The 19,055-nt window shown below is 70.4% G+C and carries 13 protein-coding genes and 1 riboswitch; of the genes, 2 read left to right on the top strand and 11 right to left on the bottom strand.

Going from position 1 to position 19,055, the window contains the following annotated elements:
* From KY462_14830 to KY462_14810, 5 genes are all read right to left on the bottom strand, one after another.
* Positions 1-972: a DUF916 domain-containing protein gene (locus KY462_14830; GenBank protein ID MBW3578982.1), complete on the bottom strand. Its 972-nt coding sequence runs from the start codon at positions 970-972 to the stop codon at positions 1-3.
* Positions 972-2,015, bottom strand: coding sequence for a hypothetical protein (locus KY462_14825; GenBank protein MBW3578981.1), 1,044 nt, complete (start codon positions 2,013-2,015; stop codon positions 972-974). Before KY462_14825 ends, KY462_14830 begins: the two co-directional genes overlap by 1 nt.
* Entirely contained in the window at positions 2,012-2,344 is a 333-nt protein-coding gene (locus KY462_14820; GenBank protein MBW3578980.1) for a hypothetical protein, read from the bottom strand. The genes KY462_14825 and KY462_14820 overlap by 4 nt, the downstream gene beginning before the upstream one ends.
* A gap of 256 nt (positions 2,345-2,600) precedes the next feature.
* Positions 2,601-6,722, bottom strand: a complete 4,122-nt coding sequence (locus KY462_14815; protein ID MBW3578979.1) for a hypothetical protein — start codon at positions 6,720-6,722, stop codon at positions 2,601-2,603.
* A gap of 387 nt (positions 6,723-7,109) precedes the next feature.
* Complete coding sequence (locus KY462_14810; GenBank protein ID MBW3578978.1) at positions 7,110-8,651, bottom strand: phosphoenolpyruvate carboxykinase; 1,542 nt, start codon at positions 8,649-8,651, stop codon at positions 7,110-7,112.
* Positions 8,652-8,945: 294 nt separating this feature from the next.
* On the opposite strand from KY462_14810, the gene KY462_14805 reads away from it, so the two are divergent.
* Positions 8,946-9,359, top strand: coding sequence for a hypothetical protein (locus tag KY462_14805; GenBank protein ID MBW3578977.1), 414 nt, complete (start codon positions 8,946-8,948; stop codon positions 9,357-9,359).
* 1 nt (position 9,360) lies between these two features.
* On the opposite strand, the gene KY462_14800 is transcribed toward KY462_14805, so the two are convergent.
* The 6 genes from KY462_14800 to KY462_14775 all read right to left on the bottom strand — a co-directional run bounded on the left by KY462_14800 (position 9,361) and on the right by KY462_14775 (position 16,547).
* Positions 9,361-11,259: a dynamin family protein gene (locus tag KY462_14800; protein MBW3578976.1), complete on the bottom strand. Its 1,899-nt coding sequence runs from the start codon at positions 11,257-11,259 to the stop codon at positions 9,361-9,363.
* A gap of 409 nt (positions 11,260-11,668) precedes the next feature.
* Positions 11,669-12,463, bottom strand: coding sequence for a VCBS repeat-containing protein (locus KY462_14795; GenBank protein ID MBW3578975.1), 795 nt, complete (start codon positions 12,461-12,463; stop codon positions 11,669-11,671).
* A gap of 830 nt (positions 12,464-13,293) precedes the next feature.
* Positions 13,294-13,740 carry a fibronectin type III domain-containing protein gene (locus KY462_14790; protein ID MBW3578974.1) on the bottom strand — a complete coding sequence of 149 codons (447 nt, stop codon included), beginning with the start codon at positions 13,738-13,740 and terminating at the stop codon, positions 13,294-13,296.
* 1 nt (position 13,741) lies between these two features.
* Complete coding sequence (locus tag KY462_14785) at positions 13,742-14,434, bottom strand: signal peptidase I (GenBank protein MBW3578973.1); 693 nt, start codon at positions 14,432-14,434, stop codon at positions 13,742-13,744.
* Between the two features lie 75 nt (positions 14,435-14,509).
* Positions 14,510-15,187, bottom strand: coding sequence for a M73 family metallopeptidase (locus KY462_14780; protein MBW3578972.1), 678 nt, complete (start codon positions 15,185-15,187; stop codon positions 14,510-14,512).
* A 13-nt stretch (positions 15,188-15,200) separates the two neighbouring features.
* A riboswitch (cyclic di-GMP riboswitch) is annotated at positions 15,201-15,284 on the bottom strand.
* Between the two features lie 732 nt (positions 15,285-16,016).
* Positions 16,017-16,547 carry an ATP-binding protein gene (locus KY462_14775; protein MBW3578971.1) on the bottom strand — a complete coding sequence of 177 codons (531 nt, stop codon included), beginning with the start codon at positions 16,545-16,547 and terminating at the stop codon, positions 16,017-16,019.
* A 90-nt stretch (positions 16,548-16,637) separates the two neighbouring features.
* On the opposite strand from KY462_14775, the gene KY462_14770 reads away from it, so the two are divergent.
* Complete coding sequence (locus tag KY462_14770; GenBank protein ID MBW3578970.1) at positions 16,638-18,836, top strand: cell wall-binding repeat-containing protein; 2,199 nt, start codon at positions 16,638-16,640, stop codon at positions 18,834-18,836.
* Positions 18,837-19,055: the final 219 nt, after the last annotated feature.

Genomic DNA, 19,055 nt, shown 5'->3' with positions numbered 1-19,055 from the left:
TCACCACGTGCGTTGCACTGCGGGCCGGCCAGGCAGCACTCTGATCGGCAGCTCTCGGGCGACCCGCACCGCCAGGGCCAGGATCACCACGGCCAGCAGCCACGGTGGCGGGTGCAGTGCGCGCGGGCCCTGGGCGGAGATGGCCCCACCGCTCCAGGTGGCTTCGGCCGAGGCACGCAGGACGCCACCCCACCGCGGGACCGCCTCCCAGTCCTGCTCCACGCGCAGACGTTCGCCGGGGGCCAACTCCACGGTGACTGGCTGCAGGGCCCAGCTGCGACCGGTCAGGCTGTGCACCGCGAAGTGCACCGTCGAGGTGACCGGCTGCAGGGTCTCGTTGTGCAGCGTCGTGCCCACGGTCCCCGACGAGGGCAGCAGAGCCACCGGCACGGTCAGGTTCGGCGCGTCGACGGTCAGCGACGCGGCCTTGCCCGACAGGTCCACCAGGATCGCGACGCGGAACACCACGTCGATCCCGGGGCCCGTGGCGGCCTCGCGGACCTCCTCCGCGACGACCGCGCCGGTGCCGGTGGCTGCCGTCCCCGCCGGGCGCGCGACCGAGAACGACACGAGCTCGCGGGCGCCGGGAGCCACGGCCACGTCACTGCGTTCCACGTCGATCCACGAACCGACCCCCTTCAGGGAGGCGCCGGCGGCGGTCACCGCTGTGGCGCCGGTCTGCGGGTCGGTGCTGGCATCGGCCGGGTACAGCCGGAAGCGTCGCGGCTGGTCGGTGAGGTTGGTCAGCTCCACCGCGTCGGTCACGGTCGCGCCCGGCTCGACGGAGAGCTGGAACGCGCGACGGACGTCACCGCCGACCTCCAGGGGGTAGGGCTGCAAGCGGAAGGTGTCGGTCTCGCCGGCATCGGCGGGCGGGGCGCTGATGACCAGCCCCACTGCCGCAACGAGGACCGTGAGGGCCGCCGCGAAGCGGCCCCCACGGTGGCAGACCATCGCCGGTGACGTCGTCATCAGCTGGCCTTGTCGACGAGGGTGACCTTGAGCGTCCCCTTGTACAGACCCGTGGTGGCGTTCCCGATGCCCTTGAGCGCCAGGGACGGGGCGTTGGCGTAGATCCCGGTCTGGCCGACCACGGAGCTGAGCAGGTCGACCAGCCCGGCGGTCACGACGTTGTTGACCATGTTGGTCGTGAGCGCGTCCAGGTCGGTGACGATCACCGTGGGGTTGGCGACCAGGAAGTCCTCGATGGCGGCCTTGACCGCCATCCACAGCGCCCCGGTCGTGGGGTCGTCGGCGGTCGACGACAGCAGGACGTCGTTGGCGGCCTCGGGCGCGGTCAGCACGGTGTCGAGGTTGGCGTTGGCGGCGTCGAAGATCTGCTGACGGATGGCGTCCAGCTCGGCGGTGGTCAGCTCGCGGGTGGCCCCGTCCTGCAGCTTGACGGTGGTCCCTGTGGTCGACCCGGTGTCACACACCCCGTCGGACGCGGCGGTCGTGAACGTCCCGGCCGCCCCGTTGGACACGTTCATCAGCCCGGCCGTGGTCGCGACCTCGTTGAGCAGGCTCTGCACCTTGGCGGTGACGGTCGTGTCGGCGATCCCGACGAGGGTGGTGGTGTCGATCCCGGTGGTGGCCTTGGCGAGGTCTCCCGTGAAAGCCAGGGTGGAGTCCACGACCGCCTTGACGTTGGTCGGGGCGCCGGCCGCGGCACCGAACGCGACATCGAAGTTGTTCGCCGCGATCGGCGCGGCGCAGTCGAGGCCGGCCGTGGTGGTCTTGGCGGAGTCGACCTTGTACAGGTTGGTCAGGGTCGCGTTCACCTCGTATCCCACGTCCTTGTAGGCCAGGTCGGTGACGGTGACCGCCATGGGCGCCGATCCGGTGGTGGACCCGGCGCCGAACGCCAGGCTGCCGGTCACTTGCATGGTCCGCTGACCCGCGACCACCGCGACCGACACGGGCTGCTGCGTGGTCGCCGCGATGGCCTGCGAGGCCAGGGTCATGCTGATGACGCCGGCGGCGACCGCCGTGCGTCCGAGTCGTGAGAGGTTCATTGTGGGTGTCTCCGAGCTGTGGGTTGGCGGGTGGGTTCGCGGGCGGCGATGACCAGCACCACCCCTGCGGTCAAGAACGCGGCCGCGTCCCGCAGCCACCGCAGCGCGTCGCTGCCGGTGCGTGGCAGGGGACCCGTCGGTTCGTCCGCGGGTGGGGCTGCCGGACCCGGTGCCGGGTCCGGGGATGCAGCAGGTCGGGGCGCCGCGGGGGCCTGGACCTCGACGATCACCGGTAGGGGTTGGGCGGAGGCGACCGCGGGGACGCCGGCGAGGATGCCAGCCACCAGCACTGCGAGGTGCAGCCGCGTCCTGCGTCGATCCTTGGCCATCCCATGCCCGCTTTCTGCCGGATGACCGCTACGCGTAGTGATGGCTTGATCACCGAACGTAACGCTCATGTCCAGGTAGTCGGGGCGCAGCAGCATCTGCGGGATGGCGAACCTGATGCATATCCTTCACCCCACCTGGACTAGTCCCGGCGTTCGAGGCCGCGACGTTCGCCGCTAGGTGTCCCAAGCAGTGGGACGGGCCGCCAGCGACTCCTGTGCCGCCCCGCGCTCGCCCGGCGGGTAGACGATCGAGCGGCTACGGCGTGAACGTCTCGACCACTAGCCCGATCAGAACGCGGTCCAGCGCGGGCATTCCGCTGGGCAGGGTCAGCTCCCAGGTGCCCGCCGGCGACGTCGGGGAACCCAGGTCGCCACCGTCCACCAGCACCGTCCCGCCATCGAAGGTGATCGGCGCGGCCTCGGTGGCACCGCCGCTCGGCGTGAACGCGAGCTCGCCGGCCGAGTTCGGCCAGGTCACCGCGCCGCCCAGCAGGCTCGACGAGAGCACCGGGACGACCACCACCTGCACGACGCGACTCACGCTCGACACCGCGATCCCCTGCTCGGCCATCGCTGCCGTGATGTCGGTCGATGACCACGTGGCGGCTGCAGCGCCGGTCAGGACGTCGGTGGCGTTGGCCAGCGTCTCGGTCGACAGCTGGACGACGGCGATCTGGCCCACCAGCCCGTCCGCGACAGCCAGCAGGTTGCCAAGCGCAGCGGCCACCGTCGTGGTCATCCGGTCCGCCGCGTCGGTGAACCCCGTGATGTTCGTGCCCAGCGCTGCCGTGAGGTCGTCCAGGTCACCGGTGATGGCGGTCGCGAGGTCACCGACCACACCGTCGATCGCCCCCTTGACCTCGTCGAGCTTGGCCAGGATCGCGGTCACGTCCGCAGGCAGGCCGACGTCGGGTAGCAGCCCGTCGGCCGCCGCCGTGACGTCTGGCTCGGTGACCGGTACGGGTGGCTGGGCGACCAGGTCAGCCAGCTGGGTGGAGTACCGCGCGGTCCCGCTGACGACCAAGCGGACATCGCGGAGCGGTGGAAGCTGGTGGACCACCGATCCCAAGCGGAGGGCGGGTACCTCGAGCATCCACGATCCGACCATGCCGCGGTGCTCGAACGGCTGGAGTTCCTTGTCCGCAACGTGGAAGCGAACGGTGTCATCCAGCACATCGAAGTGGGAGAAGACCTGCTGCGCTGGCCGGTCCAGCAGCATCAGACGGCGCCATCCGGCCTCGTGTGCCTCGGGGTCTGGATCGTCGAGCAGGCGGGTGCCGCGGATCGGTGGCGCGAGCTTCAACGGGTCGGCCGGACAGCCGCACTCGTCGGTGTAGGCGTTCGCGAGCTCCGGGCCGGGACGCAGGCGGACGTAGGACGTCCCACGGTGCGTGAGCACGGCCGGGATCCCACTCGGGACGCGGCCGACCACCACCGGCAGGCCGGGGAAGCCCCCGCCGGAGACCCGACCGTCCAGCGCCGGATCGATCCCGCCACCGGCGATCGTCGACGCCGTGGACAGCACCGTGTCCAGCGCGGTCTGTACCTCGGGTGGCACGTCGAAGTCCAGGTGGAGCTGGACGTCCTCGATCAGCGCCTCCTCGAGCCCCGGAATCAACCGGTCAAGGAACGTCTGCGTGATCGCGAAGTTGAGTGGCAGCCCGGCCAATAGCGGCTGCAGTGCCGCCGCTGAACCCAGAACGTGCCGGAGGCTGATGACCTGCGTCAACTCCTGCAGCGGTGAGGTGGTACGGCGGACCCGCTCGAGTTCGTAGGTAGACAGGACCTGGGCCACGACCGCGGACGACCCGTAGCGCGGATCGTTGAACCCGAGCATCTGCCCGTCACGTGGCAACTCGGTGGCGAAGCCCTCCGAGGGGGCCGCCTGCACGAGGTCGAGTGTCTCGCGGAAGTACGCACGTTCCAGCGCGACGGTGATGCCGTGGACGTTGTCCAGCACGGTGTCGCGTGCGGTCGCCAGGGCCCCGTGAACGGCGTCGCGCACCTCCTCGGGCAGCAGCTCCTCGACTGCGTCGAGGATCGCATCCACACCGCTGATCATCCCCTGCAACGCGCCGACGTCGGCTAGCGCCGTCACCAGGCCACCGATCAGCTCGTTGAGGCGCGCGATCGCCTCGTCGACCTGGTTCTGGAGGTCGGTGGCCAGGCCCAGGACATCGGTGAGCGCCCGGACCGCCAGCGACACGAGGTAGTCCATGCCCACCCACAGCAGGACCCACCCGATCGGGCCGCTGGCCAGCAGCGCGACGACGGCACCAACAACGGGGGCGAGTACCCACACCGCCAGGATCGCTTTCAGCCAGTCTGGGACGCCGACGACCGCGCCGAGGTCGTCAAGCGCGTCCCGCGCAATCGCCATGAGGTCGAGGTTCTCGAGCGCTTCCTCGAGGGGAGCGAGGATCTCGGCGGAGGGATCGGAGACCCCCGCGGCGGCCAGCGCATCGTGGAAGGACGCGAGCAGCTCGTCGGGCAGCGCGAGCCCGTCGACCTGCTCCTGGAGCCGCGTGAGGGTGCCCTCGATCTGGCTCTGCGCGTCGGTGAGGATCTGGGCGATGTCGGCCTCGAGCGGGCCGATGATCGCGTCCATGACGCGGTCGATGACGTTGTCGCCGGTGGCCACGGCGTCGATGATGGCTTCGACGACCCGGATCCAGCGGTCGTGCGGCCAGTCGCGCAGCCAGCGGACCAGCCCGACCATCAGCGCAGCCGTCTGCGCTTTCTCGGCCAGGTCGCGCACGATCGCCGGCACCTCTGCGGCCACGGCCTGCACGCGCTTGACGAGGTTGTCGACCAGGCGCGCCAACTCCTCGACGATGCCCGTGACCGACCCGATCTTGTCGAGCGCTTGCTGCATCACGAGGTTGAGGAAGCTCGTCAGCAACTCCTCGATGCGGGCCACGTCGTCAGCCAGCTGACGGGCCTCGTCGAGCAGCCAGTCAAACCGGAACAGGTCCCCGGGCAGCACCTGAGGCACGTAGGCGGTTCCGTCGCAGGTCAGTCGGTGCAGCTGCTTCCAGGCGTGTAGGGCGTGGCCCTTGACCACGTCGTCGGACAGGGCGGCGACGCCTCCCGCACCGAGCAGGTGGGCGTAGCCCTGCGCAGGAAGCAGGCGCTGCTGATCGCCGGCCTTCAACACGGTCGGCTCCGCTGGAGCAGCCACAGCTACCCCTACCGAGCGGTAGAGGTCCAGCAACGGTGCCGCGCCCTGGAGGGCGATCAACGGATCGCCGGGCGCGTCACCTGACTTTGCCGGCGTGCCACCAGTCAGCGCACCGAGGTAGGCCTGCCGCGCCGCATGCCGCTCACGCTCACGAGCTGGGCCGTTGGCGGTTTGGGACCGGCGCAGGTGGGCGTCGCCAGCGAGACGTTGTTCGGCGACCAGGCTGCGGACCAAGGCCGTGTGTGTGCGCGAGCCGGGGACCGCACGGCGAAGAGCTGTCCGGGCGGCGTGGACGCGCTGTTGCGGTGCCCGAGCACCGGCGTCGGCGCCGTGCAGCGCGACGAGGGCAGGCGCGAGCACCTCCATTTGGTATCGCGCGGTGGAGGCCAGTCCGTCACGTTCGACTGTGCCGACTTGGTGCAGCACGCCTAGCGCGTCATCGCGCCTGCCCTGGGAGAGCAACACTTGGGCGGAATGCACGGCGGGGCCGACCTCGGCAGGCTCCACGCCCTCGCGCACGAACCGCGAGACGAGCGCGTCATCCACCACGACTCGTTTCAGGGTGGCGACGTTCAGCAGGTCGATCCCGGGGTCGGGCGGGTCCGTAACTCCCCCACCGGGCAACCACCCGATCGGCGGTTCCGGGTCGGGAATCGGCCCTCCCAAATCCACGACGATCAGCTCGTCGAAGAGCTCACGATCGCGCAGCACGTCGAGGACGTCCAAGCCCTGGAAGCCATCGCCCGGGACGATCACGTTGCCCCCGCACACCGGGAGATAGAACGCGGCGTACGTCGGGTGAATGCGGTGACTAGCCAGGATGCCCGCCTGCTCCCGGGGGACACCCAATCTCGCGTAGCTGGCCAGCAGATGCTCCTCGTGGAGCCGGTCGACGTCGCGCAGCGTGATGCCCCGCGCCGCCCCACCGAGCTGGCCCAGCCGCAGGTGGGCGAGCTGGTGCCTGTCGCGGTAGCCGGCAGCCTTCAGCGCCTGGTTCGTGGCGCGGGAGACCCCGGCCACCTTCAGCGCCGCCCGCCCCTTCGGAGCGGTGCCCGCCACGACCGGCAGACGCCCCGAGCCCTCAGGGTCGGCGGCCACCAGAGCCGCCGCCACGAACTCGCGATCAGCCTTGCGCCCGTACGCGCTCAACCGCTCTGGATCGACCTGGGTGACCTGACCTCTGGTCAGGCTATCCACCGGGATTCCCAGCTTGGCGCTGGCTACCGGACGATCCGCGCCCGGACCGGTTGTCACCGTCACGAGGTCGATCAGATGGTCGGACTCGGACGTCGTCGATGATGCTCTTGGCACGGTGCCACCTACCCCTCGTCGCCGAGTCACGTCCCCTGGCGCGGCGGACGATGCCGCGCGGCGACCACTCCTGTCAAGCTCGCCCAACCCGGACTTTTCGTAAGTGGTGTGGGCCGTCGCAGGGATTGACAGGGGGGCACTCACCGAGCCCCTCGGGGATCCGGAACCGGTCTAGACGATGGCCTCCGCGTCCAGTCGATGGGTGGCTTGAGTGCTCACCGACCGGCCGGGCTGACGGGGACGGATCTGCCCGAAGGCGACCCATCACGACGATTAGGTGACCGCGGACAGGACCCGCTCGTCGAGCGCGTCGTACTGGGCGAGGTACTCGACGCGTTCTTGCTTCAAAAGTTCGACCCGCTGGCGGTACTCGTCGGCACGGCCCTGACGCTCGTACAGCCGCCGCGGTTGCAGCAGCTCGACGTCGTCGATCCCGGCCACGCTGGACGCCACCGCGTACCCGAAGTCAGGATCCTGCTCCCAGGAGATCGAACCGTCCACGATGCCCTGCACGATCGCGGACGAGTGCGGGATGCGGACCTTCTTGGAGCGTCCGTCGTCGGCGCTTCCCCCGACCCGTCCGGTGTTGAGGACGAACACCTCCAGGTCGGGCAGCGTCTCCAGCAGCTCCATCAGCCGGTTGGCCTGCAACGCGTCGTTGGTGAAGAAGAACGGGTTGGTTCCGGGGACCCGCAGGTTCTTCCCCGCTTCCGCGGCGCCTCCGGCCGAGGTGCCCTTGCTCTCACCGAGCATGAAGAACGCAGCCGCCTGCTCCCGCGCGAGCTTGGCCACTGCGGGGATGATGTTCTCGTTGCGGTTGAGCACCAGCAGGTAGTCGGCCTTGGGCAGACCGCGGGGGTCGCGGTGACGGATGATCTGCATCGGGAACGTCGAGCGGCCGTTGGCGGTGTAGGAGGTGTCGAAGAAATCGACGGTTCCGTCGGGGCGGACGGCGACGTTCTCCAGCCACGCAAGGGGGTCGGTCGTCCCCGAGTAGATCGTCGGCTCGTCGTCGGGATCCAGGCCGTAGGTCTTGGCGAAACAGCCATCCTCGGTGGCGTGGATGGTCCCGCCCGGCATCAGAGCGACGAAGTCGTCTTGGACCGGTAAGGACCCCAGCTGCTCCCGGAAGGTGGTGGTGGTCTTCCCGGTCCCCGACAGGCCGATGATCAGCATGGCCTTCTCGCGGCGGTCGGGGTTGTGCTCCGCCGGGAACACCTTGCAGCCAGCGTGCATCGCCAGCCCGCCGCGGTCGTAGACGAGCTTGTTCCACATGCGCAGCGCGCCCATCTTCGATTCGCCGAAGTAGTCCGATCCGAACACCCGCGTCACGTACGTGTCGAGGTCCACCATGATCAGCCGGTCGTCTGGCTTGCCCGGCGCCGTGCATCCCGGGGTGTAGATCACGGTGAATTCGGGCTCCCAGTCGTCGTCACGATCGAAGTACAACTGCTGCTGCATCGCCGGGATGTTGGGCTGGGAACGCTCGATGTACAGCCGCGTGCCGGTGCGGAACCCGGGGTCCGGTCCGATGTAGCCTTCGATCAGGAGCATGTCGCGCTCGGCGATGTACTCGTCCTGCTTGCGGGCCCACTCGTCCGCCTCTTCGCGTGGCATGCGCTGCTGGTGGATCTCCTCGTCGGACACGAAGAACGTGGAGCGCTTCAGACGGGCGGTGACCTCGGAGGTGTAGTTGATGTTCCCGAACTCGGTGACCTGCGCTCGCGGCCGCAGCTGTTCCAGCGTCCACCCGCGCATCAGGTCCGGCGAGGGGTTCTCCACGACGGACCTCGCCTTGGGAAGCTCGACATCCACGCAGATCTCCTCGCTGTTCGAGACGGCACGTCGGCCAGGGCCTCGACCGGACGCCGAGCCTAACAGCGGGTCGGAGCCGGTCCCACGGAAAGCTGCGTCGACGTCCACACCGTTTCGAGGTCGGGGCAAAGCGGACGGAAAGACCGGCCGCAACCATGGGGTCCGCGACAGGCCATACTGCCGCGAGACGCACCCAGGTTGACGTCTAAGACGGGGCGCTGCAACACTCACCGACGCACGACGGAAGACGCTGTGGTACAACGGCGATCAGCAGCCAGAAGCGAGGAGCGAGGCATGGCAGAAAGCGGGCTCAGCGAGGAACACAAGCAGGCCCTGGCCAAGGGCCGACGTCAAGCCAAAGCCGTCCGTGACTACCTCGAGGCGCTGGACTCGACGCGGCGGAGACCGGGGCGCCCCGTTGACCGGCGCTCGCTCGAGAAGAAGATCCAACGGGTTCAGGCACAGATCGACGAGGAAACCAACGCCGCGAAGCGCGTGGAGTTGATCCAGCGACGGCTCGATGCGGAACGTCAGCTCGCCGAGTTGGAGGAGCAGCCCGACGTCGAAGCGCTCGAGGAGGGCTTCAAGCAGGCCGCCGGGGAGTACTCCCAGCGCAAGGGCATCACCTACAGCGCCTGGCGCGAAGCCGGAGTCCCCGCGTCGGTGCTCCGCGAAGCCGGAGTGCCCCGCACCCGCCGCACCGCCTGACCTAGACGCCGGCCTCAGCGAACAACCCGCCGGGGGCCATGATCCCGGCGATGCGCAGTGCCGACACGGCGCACTGGTCGAACGCCTCGGCGAAGCGGTGACACTCGCTGCGGAACTGCTGCAGCGTGCGCGGGTCACGTGACAGTCCCTCGACGAACTCGAACTGGTGGTAGAGGTCCGCGGCGAACGACAGGCGCCGGCGGTTGACCAGCTCCCGGATCGCAGCGAGCTCCGTCGCGACCTGGCGGTCGAAGTCGCGGGTCAGGTCCCGGGCGACCTCGTCGAGGCGTTCGCGTAGCACCTGCTTGACGCGGTCGAGCCCCCGTGGGCCCGCCAGCAGCTCCCCGAACTTCCACCCGACGAGCGCCCCGGCCAGGAGCCCCAACGGGCCGAGCACGCCGCCGATCAGCGCGAACGCGGCCCCGCCCGACAGCACCCCACCGGCTGCCGCGCCGGTCAAGGCCCCGGTGAGCCCGCCATCGTCGGAGCGGCGAGCGGCCTGGACCTGGTCGGGCGTGAGCAGGAAGCCGCGGCCGTTGAGGACCACCTTGGGGATGGACGGGCTCAGCTCGACCATCACCGCCTCGAAACGTTCCTCCAGCAGCTGGCGCAGCCGCTGCAAGGCCTCCTCCAGCCCGTGTTGGAAGTTGCGGGACGCGACCTCTCCGGCGACCTCCACCTCACGGCGGAACTTGTTGGCGAACTGCTCGACGTCGCTGACGCTCTTGAGCCCGTCGAGGTGGTGCTTGGCGCGACCGAACGGGGCGAGCAGCTGACCGCGGATCTGCATCTGCAACGGTTCAATCGAGGCCAGCGCCGTGCTCACCGCAGCGTTGAAGTCGCTCTCGAGTTGGCGGACGTTGTCGTCGAGCCCCGCGCGGTGCGCCGCCAGCGCCTCGGGGTCCTCAAGCAGCCGCTGGCGGACGTTGACCTCGGCCTTGGCCAGGTTCGCAGCGTGGGCCACGCGTTCGGCGGCCTCGACGAGGACCTGCCGGCCGGCCTCGTCGGCGAGGAAAGTCTCGATGTCGCGCAGCAGACGTGAGGCCCCCGACGACTTGAACGTGTCGATGTCGCCCCGCTCGCGGGCCTGCCACGCGTCCAGCGCGCACACCGGGTACAGGCGGACCTCGCCCTGCACACCCGCGCGTCGGCTCGCGTCGACCACGCGCTTCCCGACGTAGGACAGCACCGCCGAGCGGGTGGCCGGGTCGTGGAAGTGCTGCGGGTACATGTTGCAGACGAGGAACACCTTCTTCAGCTGCCTGGCGGCGACCTGCTCCAGGAACGCCAGCTCCGTGCCACCAACGGTCGGCGGGGACAGGAACACCACGACCCCGGCGTCGACCGCGTCGAGCTCCTGCAGGGTGCGCTCGGTGTAGACCTCGTCGGCCTGGGCGTCGTCGAGGCCGGGGGTGTCGACGAGGCGGACCCCGTTGCGCAGGAACGGGACCTGCACGTACTGGTGCACGTTCATGACGCCCAGATGGTTGTTCTCGTTGTGCTTCTGGGACGTGTAGTGCTCGACGTCCTCGACACCGACGTGCTTCACCGTGCCGTCGGCGAAGTAGACGTCGGCCTGCGGGTCGCCGTAGTCGACGTACACCGGGACGGCGGTCTCGGGGGTGACGTGCATGGAGGAGACCTCAAGGCCCAGCAGCGCGTTCAGCAGCGTGGACTTGCCGCGCTTGATCAGCCCGAAGATCCCGATCGTGAAGCGGGTCTGCTCCAGGTCGTGGCGGACGAACGCCAGCTCCCCGGCGATCAGGCTGTCGGAGACCTCCTCGCCGTCCACCTGCAGTCCGCGCCGGTCCTGGAAGCGTCCCCAGGTGTCCTGGAAGGTGTTCACCGACTTCAGCAGCGAGGTGCGTTCGAGATCGAAGGCGTCGAGGAACTCGGCCACAGGGCTCCTCCGGTTCGGACCGGACACGGCGCGGACACTCGGTCGCCGCGGTAGGGGTATCGACGTCGCAGCGACGCGCCTTTACGTCCTCACGCCGACCGGTGCGCAGAAGCCCACGATCACCCGACAGCCCCGAACGGTCCTATCGGACCATGCGACGATGACCCGGGCGGGCGGTGCCGACGGGTTCAGCTGCGGAGGGCCGCGGTCGATGATGCAAGGGTCGGGCGGGACGGGGAAGCCGCACCAGCCGTCGAACGTTGTGACAGATGTGCGGCCGCCCCCTTTGGACGCCGCACCGGCAGGTCGCAACGGAGCGGGTCTCTCCATCCCCTCTCTCGCTCCGACAGCGACCGCCCGGGCCCCTCCACCGGCCGGTGGAGGGGCCCTTCTCTTCACTCGCCGGTCGTCAGCCCACCCCGCCACCGCCGCGCCCGCCGTCGCGGCAGGGAACCTGTTCACCGTCCGAGGTGACCCGGTGCTGGCAGTGGTACGCACCATCGCTCCAGGCGTACACCACGGTCGGCCACAGCGGCTGGGGCCGATCGGGATCCTCACAGGTGGCGAGGATCTCGGCGCGGCCGTCGCCCCCGCGATCCTCGATCGACACGCCGGTGTCGCCGTAGGTGTGCGTGCCGTGGAAGCAGTCCCCGACCGCGCGCAGCGGCGTCAGCTCCCCGCCGGTCGTCGCGCGCCATACCGACGCCGACCTCCCCGACGCCCCGACACGCTGGATGATCACCACCTCCAGGTCCCCGTCGGCGGTGAGGTCTCGGACCTGCAGGTCGACCAGGTCGTCCGCGCGGCCACCGGCCTCTGCCGCCACGATCTCGTAGCTCGTGCCGCGCCAGGCCGCCACGTCGACCTGGGAGCGGCTCTGGTGGTCGACGACGAAGGCGAACACGACCTCCTTCACCCCGTCACGGTCGAGGTCGATCGCGAGGTTGCGGTGATCGCTGGTGGCGGGCGGTCGGTAGGCGGCGATGAAGCGGGCGCGGTCAGCGTCGGTGGGGTCGCGCGGCTCTTCCTGCGTCGCGGTCGGCGTCGGCGACATCTGCTGCGTGGCCGTGGGTGACGGCGACAGGGGCGTGGCGGTCAGCGACAGCGGACCGGCCGCGGTCGGCTGATCATCGCCCGTGGCGCAGGCGGCCAGCAGCAGGCCGACCACAGCGACGGTCCGCAGGCGGTGACGGCGTCGGGCCATGGCCGCATCCTGCCCGATGCGGGCAGGGCCGGCGAGCAACGGCGCGTCCGGTGGCCGGGGTGGAGTGCCGTCGTGTCGAGCTCCGAGCCGAGCGCGGCGAACCACGCCGGGCGGATCACCTCGAGTAGTGCGTCGAGTCGGGCCATCCAGCTCGTGCGACGATGGACCAGCCCGGAACGCAGCTTGACCGCCCGCGTGAGCGCATCGCCAGGACCCAGCGCGGCACACCGCCGCCACCAGCCCCGCGACCGGATCCGTAGCCGGCGGGTCACGCACCGCCGGAGCCGGCCGCCGCGGCAACCGCCCACAACCGCCCGGCGACCTGCCCACCGACCGTCCCGACGCGGCGAAACCAGCTGCGCACCGTCGACGCCGGCACCCCCAGACGTTCCGCGCGGGCGGTGGCCCACCGTCCGCGGCCTTGGCCTCCAACGCCCACCCGATCACGCTCACCAGATCCACCCGCCGGGACACCAGCACATCCGGAAGCCGCGAATGCGACCGCTGATCGCAGCCCTCATCGTTGGTGCAAAGCACCCGCTGGATCGACACCCGACCGCGACGAGTGTGCCGCGGATAGGTCCCGTCGAAGTTCACCTTGTCGTGCCCTCACCGTGGCGCCACCAACCGTGACGCGATCACACCGCTACAGCGCGACCAACCGTGGCGCCCAACACGTACTCCATCGACCTCCTTTCAGTCACGGCGCCCGGATCTCTGGCCGCCCACCGTGGTTCTGCGCGTTCGCTTTTCGGGGGGCCGCCCGTACGTCGTGGCTGCGACGGTCGTTGCTGCGGGTAGCGCTTGGGTTCGCCGCCGTGTTGGTGTGGCTACACGAGGCACTGTGAGCCGCGGGTGGTGTGGGAGACCTCCGCCGGCTGGCTGGTCCACTCCGTCTTGATCGTCCGGACCCTGTAGTAGTAGGTCGTCGAGAAGGCGAGTGGTGAGTCGGTGTAGGTGTCGGTCTGCACGCCAGCGAGCGTGGCGATCAGCGTGTAGGTGGCTCCGTCGGTGGAGCGCAGGACCTCGTAGCCTTCCGCCCAGCTCGACGTGCTCGCCGTCCAGCTCAGGACGATGGAGTCGTGCTGGTCGGCTTGGCAGGTCCCGCCGGTCGCGCTGAGCAACGTCGGGGGTTCCAGCACCGCGGTGGAGAACTCTCCGTGCGCGGTGACGATCGCGGCGAACGCCGCGAACGCGGTCGCCCCCAGCACGATCCAGGCGCCCAGGGTGGCGGCGGCGAGGGTGACGCGGCGCCGGAGGCGGGCTGCCGGACGCACGTCAGGCCCCGACCGGATCGTGCAGCGGGGTCCTGGCGGTGAAGGTGGCGGGGATCGGCCGGGGCCGGGCTGGCACGAGCGGCAGGTCGGCTGCCGGGAGGGTGGCCACCGGCACGCCCACCGGCGTCGACGTCGGGGGGCCGGTGGTGGGTCGGCTGCCGGGAGCGGGGCAGTCGGCCTGGTGTGGACGTCGCCACCAGATGTTGGCCAGCCACACGACCGCGGTGAGCGCCGGCAGCACCGTGCGGCTGATCGTTATGACCGTGGGGTGGCGCAGCGCTCTGAGCGCGAAGCCGAGGTAGGGCACCGCTCCCACGGCCCGCCAGGCCTCACCGCCGACCAGCTTGGCCGACCAGGCATCGGGCGCGTCGTTGGCGTCGCCCTTCGTGACGATGGTCGGTTCGGGGCCGGGTTCGACGATCTCGACGATGCGGTGTGTGACGACGCGCCGGTCCTCGACGGGGATGCGGTAGGTGATGACGTCGCCGACCCGCAGGTCCTCCGCGTCGACGGGCACGACGAAGGCGACCGATCCGGCCGGCATCGTCGGGGACATGCTCGAGGTCAAGACCGTGTAGGGCAGGTAGCGGCCCGTCAGCGGGCCGACGCCGACGGCCAGGAACAGCGTTGCGACCGCGGCGGTCGCGGTGACACCGATCAGGCGGACGGCGAGGCGGGCGGCGCGGTTCACCATGATACCTCCAGAAAGGGTGGGGCGTGGCGGCGGGGGCGGAGTGGTCTCCGCCCCCGCCGCTGTCAGCGTCTACTGCTACTTGTTGGTAGCGGCGCGCTGCGTGCCGGTGAAGCTGTAGGTGACGGTGCTGGCCACGTTCTGGAAGGTGTTGTCCGCCGTCGTCGGCAGGTTCACCTTGACGAGCAGGTGGTTGGTGGTCCCGGCCGTCAGCCCGAGGGCGCTGGACAGGTCCAGGTCGGCGCCGATGATCGCCCGGCTGGCGAGCACGCTCGTCTCCTGGCTGGCACCGGCCGCGTCGTTCGGGCACGTGTAGGTGTAGCCAGGTGCGGTACCGGCCTCGGTCCAGGCCACGGCACAGCGCTTGATCAGCATCTGCAGGCCGTTGGTGACGTCGGTGTCCAGCTTGCTGCTGTGCACGGTGCCGTCCGCCTTCTTGGCCTGCGTGGTGAGCTTGATGCTGCCGAGCGTGCTCGTGGTGGTGCTGTCGACCGTGAGCTTGACGGCGCGCTCGATGGTGTCGCCCGGGACGATGTCCGTCGCGGCGACCGACATGCGGTTGTCGGCGGTCCCGTCGGCGCCGACGGACATCGACACGATGCCGGAGTCGATCGGGGTGCTGCCGCTCTCGGTGTCGGTGAACGTCGCGAACGACCCGAGTCCGGCCATCGACGCGGTCACGCCGATCGCGGTGATGGACATGAGCAGCTTCTGGGTGCGCGAGAGCGCACGGGTGGTGGTGGTGGTCGCGGTCATGGTTGGTCTCCTCTTCGGTAGCTCGGCCGCCCTACCTCTCGGCGTAGGCCCGGAACTTTGCGTCCCCGGGTTTCCCTCGGGTTTGCTCTTGTTGGATGTTGACCCTTCCTGGGTCGCACCATCGGTCTCGACCCGGGTGGTCGACCCGGCATGATGTGAACGCACCATTTCGTTGCCGGTGAAGGGCCCTATCGCCTGGCGGTCATGATCGGCCATCGACCCGCACAAGCGGTCGCACACCGCGCTTGCACTGGGAGAGCGCGACGAGGTGCTCGACCGGATCCGCATCGACGCCAACACCCGGCAGGTCCCACGGCTGCCCAAGTGGGCGGACCGCTGGCTTGACCGGGTCTGGGCAATCGAGAAACGCCAACGGGTTGAGCTGGCGCTGTCGAGGCAGCTATGGAGGCGGACCATCAGGTGCGTGCTGTACCGGCGGCGCTGTCGCGGCAGGTGCGCAGGCTGTCGGGGTCGGGTCACCGGGCCGACGCGCACGATGCGCGGTCGACCGCGATCGCTGGCCGGCACGCGCGCGTGCTGTGCCAGGTCGTCGACGACTGTGTCCCGCAGCTGTTGGGGCTGCTGATCGAGCGGCGCTGGCACATCGTGTCGGCCCGGCAGAAGCGCTGGTGCGCATCCACGAGCAGCTCGTCGAACTTGTTGCTGGAGGGTCCAGTCCAGGGGGACCTTTCGGCGACGAGACCGCCCGGATGCTGCGCACCATCCGGCCCGCCACCAGCAAAAAGCCGATGCGAGGGCGTCGGCTGCGGAGATCACCGCCAAGCTGCGTCGCTTGGTTGGGAACAGGGCTTGTCCGCCGGTGAGCTCGCTACCCGTCCGGATCGGTGGCGGCCTGCCGGTTTCGCTCCTCGCACCGCTCGAGGTTTGTCCTCAACCAAACGGCAGCCGACGGCGTGGCAACGAGCCCGAACAGCCAGACGCCCGCCATCGTCGAAAACGTGGAGGTCACCGGAGGGGCGCGCTCTTCCGGGTCGGTGAGGACCTGGAAGACCAGTTCGGCGCCGTGGCTGTCGAGCTGGATGTGGCCCAGTTCGTCGAGCAGCAGGAGGTCGAGGCGCCTGTAGCGGGCCACGGTGCGAGACAGCTGCCGGTCGTCGGCGGCCTCGAAGGCTTCGTTGACCAGTTGTGCGGCGGTGATGCAGCCGACGGCGCACCCTTGCTCGGAGGCGGCCACGCCGAAAGCGATCAGCCGGTGGGTCTTGCCGGTGCCGGTTTCGCAACTCACCGTGGCGCCACCAACCGTGACGCGATCACACCCCTGACAGCGCCATCGACCGTGGCGCCCAACATCGGGTTGGCGACCGAGTGAACGGCGGTCGGAGCACGTAACCGGCATCATGTGTCGGCACGCGCAGGATGACAGGATGACCAGTCGAGCGGTCGCGTACGCTGGGTGGCGCGTCGTGCGGGAGCTCCACAGGGGGTGTCGGTGGCCGTGTTCCGTCGTGGGTCGGGGTTCGTCCTGCCGGCAGTGCTGGCGATGGTGGCCGTGCTCGCCGTCCCGGTGGCGCCTGCCCGCGCCGACAGCGTGGCGCAACCGCCCAGCCCCGGGGTGATCGGGCCGCACCCGGCTCCCGGCGGCGTGATCCCGGCCGGAGCGGTCGAGATCGCCGCGTTCCTGGTCGCTCAAGCGGGGGTCGCGGGCGCCGAGGTCCGCCTCGACGGCGTTGGCGTGCCCGCCCAGCAGTCCGGGAGCGACACCTACCAGCGCATCGCCGCCACAGCGCAGGTGGCCCCCGGCGATCACGTCGCCGAGGTCCACCTGACCGACCGCCAGGGGGCGACCACCACCCGGGCGTGGCGCTTCACGGCCTCCGACACGGCGGTCGGTCGCCTGGCCGGCCAGAACCGGATCGAGACCGCTGCCGCGATCAGTCGCGACCTGTACCCGCAGGCGGCCACCGCGGCGGTGCTGGCCCGGGCCGACGACTTCCCCGACGCGCTGGCCGGGGCGCCGCTGGCCACGGCGGTCGACGGTCCGTTGCTGCTCAGCGGGGCCGAACGCCTGGCTGACGCCACCGCCGGGGAGCTACGCCGGGTCCTGCCGCCGGGGGCCACCGTCTACCTGCTGGGCGGACCCAGCGCCTTGTCGCAGCAGGTCGCTGCGGACGTGCAGGCGATCGGCCTGACACCACAGCGGGTCGCCGGCACCGACCGGTTCGGGACGGCCGCGTCCGCCGGTGCGGTGCTGCCCCGCGGTGACGCTGCGGTGGTGGCGTCGGGGTTCAGCTTCCCCGACGCGCTGGCCGCGTCGTCCCCGGCTGCGATCCGCGGGATGCCGATCCTGCTGACCGCGACCGACACCCTCCCGCCCGCGACCCGCGAGTTCCTGGCTGCGCGGAACTACCCGGTGGTGTACGTGGTCGGCGGGACGGCCGTGGTCAACGGCCAGGTGGCGGCCGAGCTCGACCAGCTCGCCGGTGAGGTGCGCCGCCTGGCCGGGCCGAGCCGGTTCGACACCGCCGCGGTGATCGCCGGCGGGTTCTTCGCCTCGCCGCAGACGGTCGCGGTGGCCAGCGGGGAGCGCTTCCCCGACGCGCTCGCCGGCGGGCCCCACGCCGCCGCCCGCGGCGCCCCGCTGATGCTCACCGCGCACCACAACCTCGCCCGTCCCCAGGTCGATCAGCTCGCCACGTGGCGGCCGGCCGCGGGGGTCGTGTACGGCGGGGCGGCCGCGGTCGCCGACACCGCCGCGGGCGACATCCGTCGGGCCACCGTCGACGCCGGGGGCCCGCGCGAGGTCAGCCTGTCGCCGGGAGCCGGCGCCGAGATCAACACCCTCGACACCCTCCAGATCGACTTCGACCGCGCCGTTGACCTCGACCGGTCGTCGGTGTTCGTGACGCTCAACGGCCACGAGGTGTACGGCAGCCTGGCGCACGGCGACTTCGCCAACAGCATCGTCTTCCGCGCCGGTGCGCTCCCGATCGCGGCGCAGGCCAACCACGCCTACCCGGTGCGCGTCACCGCCGCGGCCGTCGACGGGTCGGGGTGGCGCCACCTCGAGTACGACCTGGTGTTCCGCAAGCTGGAGCTGTCGCGGGGCGACCAGGGACCGGCGGTGCGTGACCTGCAGCAGCGACTGAGCGACCTCGGGTACTGGTTGCCGACCCCCGACGGGACCTTCGGGAGCGCCACCGTCCAGGCGGTGTACGCGTTCCAGAAGCACGAGGGGCTGCAACGCACCGGTTCGGTGGACGCCGCGACCCGCCAGCGGCTGCAGACGGCCGCCCGGCCGGTGCCGCGCCATCAGCGTTCGGGGCGGTACGTCGAGATCGACAAGCCCCGCCAGATCATGTTCGTCGTGCAGGACGGCCGCGTCCTGCACACGTTCGCGGTCTCCAGCGGCCACGGGCGGTACTACAACGAAGGCGGCAGCTCGGGGTACGCGATCACGCCCGAGGGGACCTTCACCTTCTTCCGCCAGATCGACGGGATGCGCCAGTCGCACCTGGGCACGCTGTGGCGGCCCAAGTACTTCACCGACCGAGGCCACGCGATCCACGGATCGACCAACGTCCCGCCCTACCCGGCGTCGCACGGCTGCGTGCGGCTGATCTACCCGGCGATCGACTTCATCTGGGACGCGGGGCTCGTCCCGGTGGGCACGCGGCTGTACGTGTACTGAGCCGGAGCGCTCACCCGCCCCGTCGTCGGGATCCTCCAGGAACCGGATCTTGGCTGCCGGCGATGGACGCGGCAGCCGCTCGATCGAGGCACGTTGTCCACATCCGGGTGTGTTCGGGGCGGCGTTGGTGTCGCAGGGCCCCGTACGATGGTGTCGAACGTCAGTTCGGTTCAGGGAGGGCCGGGATGTCCGCGGCGGTGGTGCAGGCGGCGACCGTGT

This window comes from Actinomycetota bacterium (assembly GCA_019347675.1).
GTDB lineage: Bacteria > Actinomycetota > Nitriliruptoria > Nitriliruptorales > JAHWKO01 > JAHWKW01.
The sequence above is the reverse complement of the archived record's forward strand: the minus strand, read 5'-3'. Positions and strand labels throughout refer to the sequence as shown.

Bases quoted from the DNA above. Each gene is read 5' to 3' on its own strand.
- KY462_14830 (MBW3578982.1), bottom strand. From the start codon at position 972: ATGACGACGTCACCGGCGATGGTCTGCCACCGTGGGGGCCGCTTCGCG.
- KY462_14805 (MBW3578977.1), top strand. From the start codon at position 8,946: ATGGCAGAAAGCGGGCTCAGCGAGGAACACAAGCAGGCCCTGGCCAAG.
- KY462_14820 (MBW3578980.1), bottom strand. From the start codon at position 2,344: ATGGCCAAGGATCGACGCAGGACGCGGCTGCACCTCGCAGTGCTGGTG.
- KY462_14785 (MBW3578973.1), bottom strand. From the start codon at position 14,434: ATGGTGAACCGCGCCGCCCGCCTCGCCGTCCGCCTGATCGGTGTCACC.
- KY462_14825 (MBW3578981.1), bottom strand. From the start codon at position 2,015: ATGAACCTCTCACGACTCGGACGCACGGCGGTCGCCGCCGGCGTCATC.
- KY462_14795 (MBW3578975.1), bottom strand. From the start codon at position 12,463: ATGGCCCGACGCCGTCACCGCCTGCGGACCGTCGCTGTGGTCGGCCTG.
- KY462_14775 (MBW3578971.1), bottom strand. From the start codon at position 16,547: ATGATGCCGGTTACGTGCTCCGACCGCCGTTCACTCGGTCGCCAACCC.
- KY462_14780 (MBW3578972.1), bottom strand. From the start codon at position 15,187: ATGACCGCGACCACCACCACCACCCGTGCGCTCTCGCGCACCCAGAAG.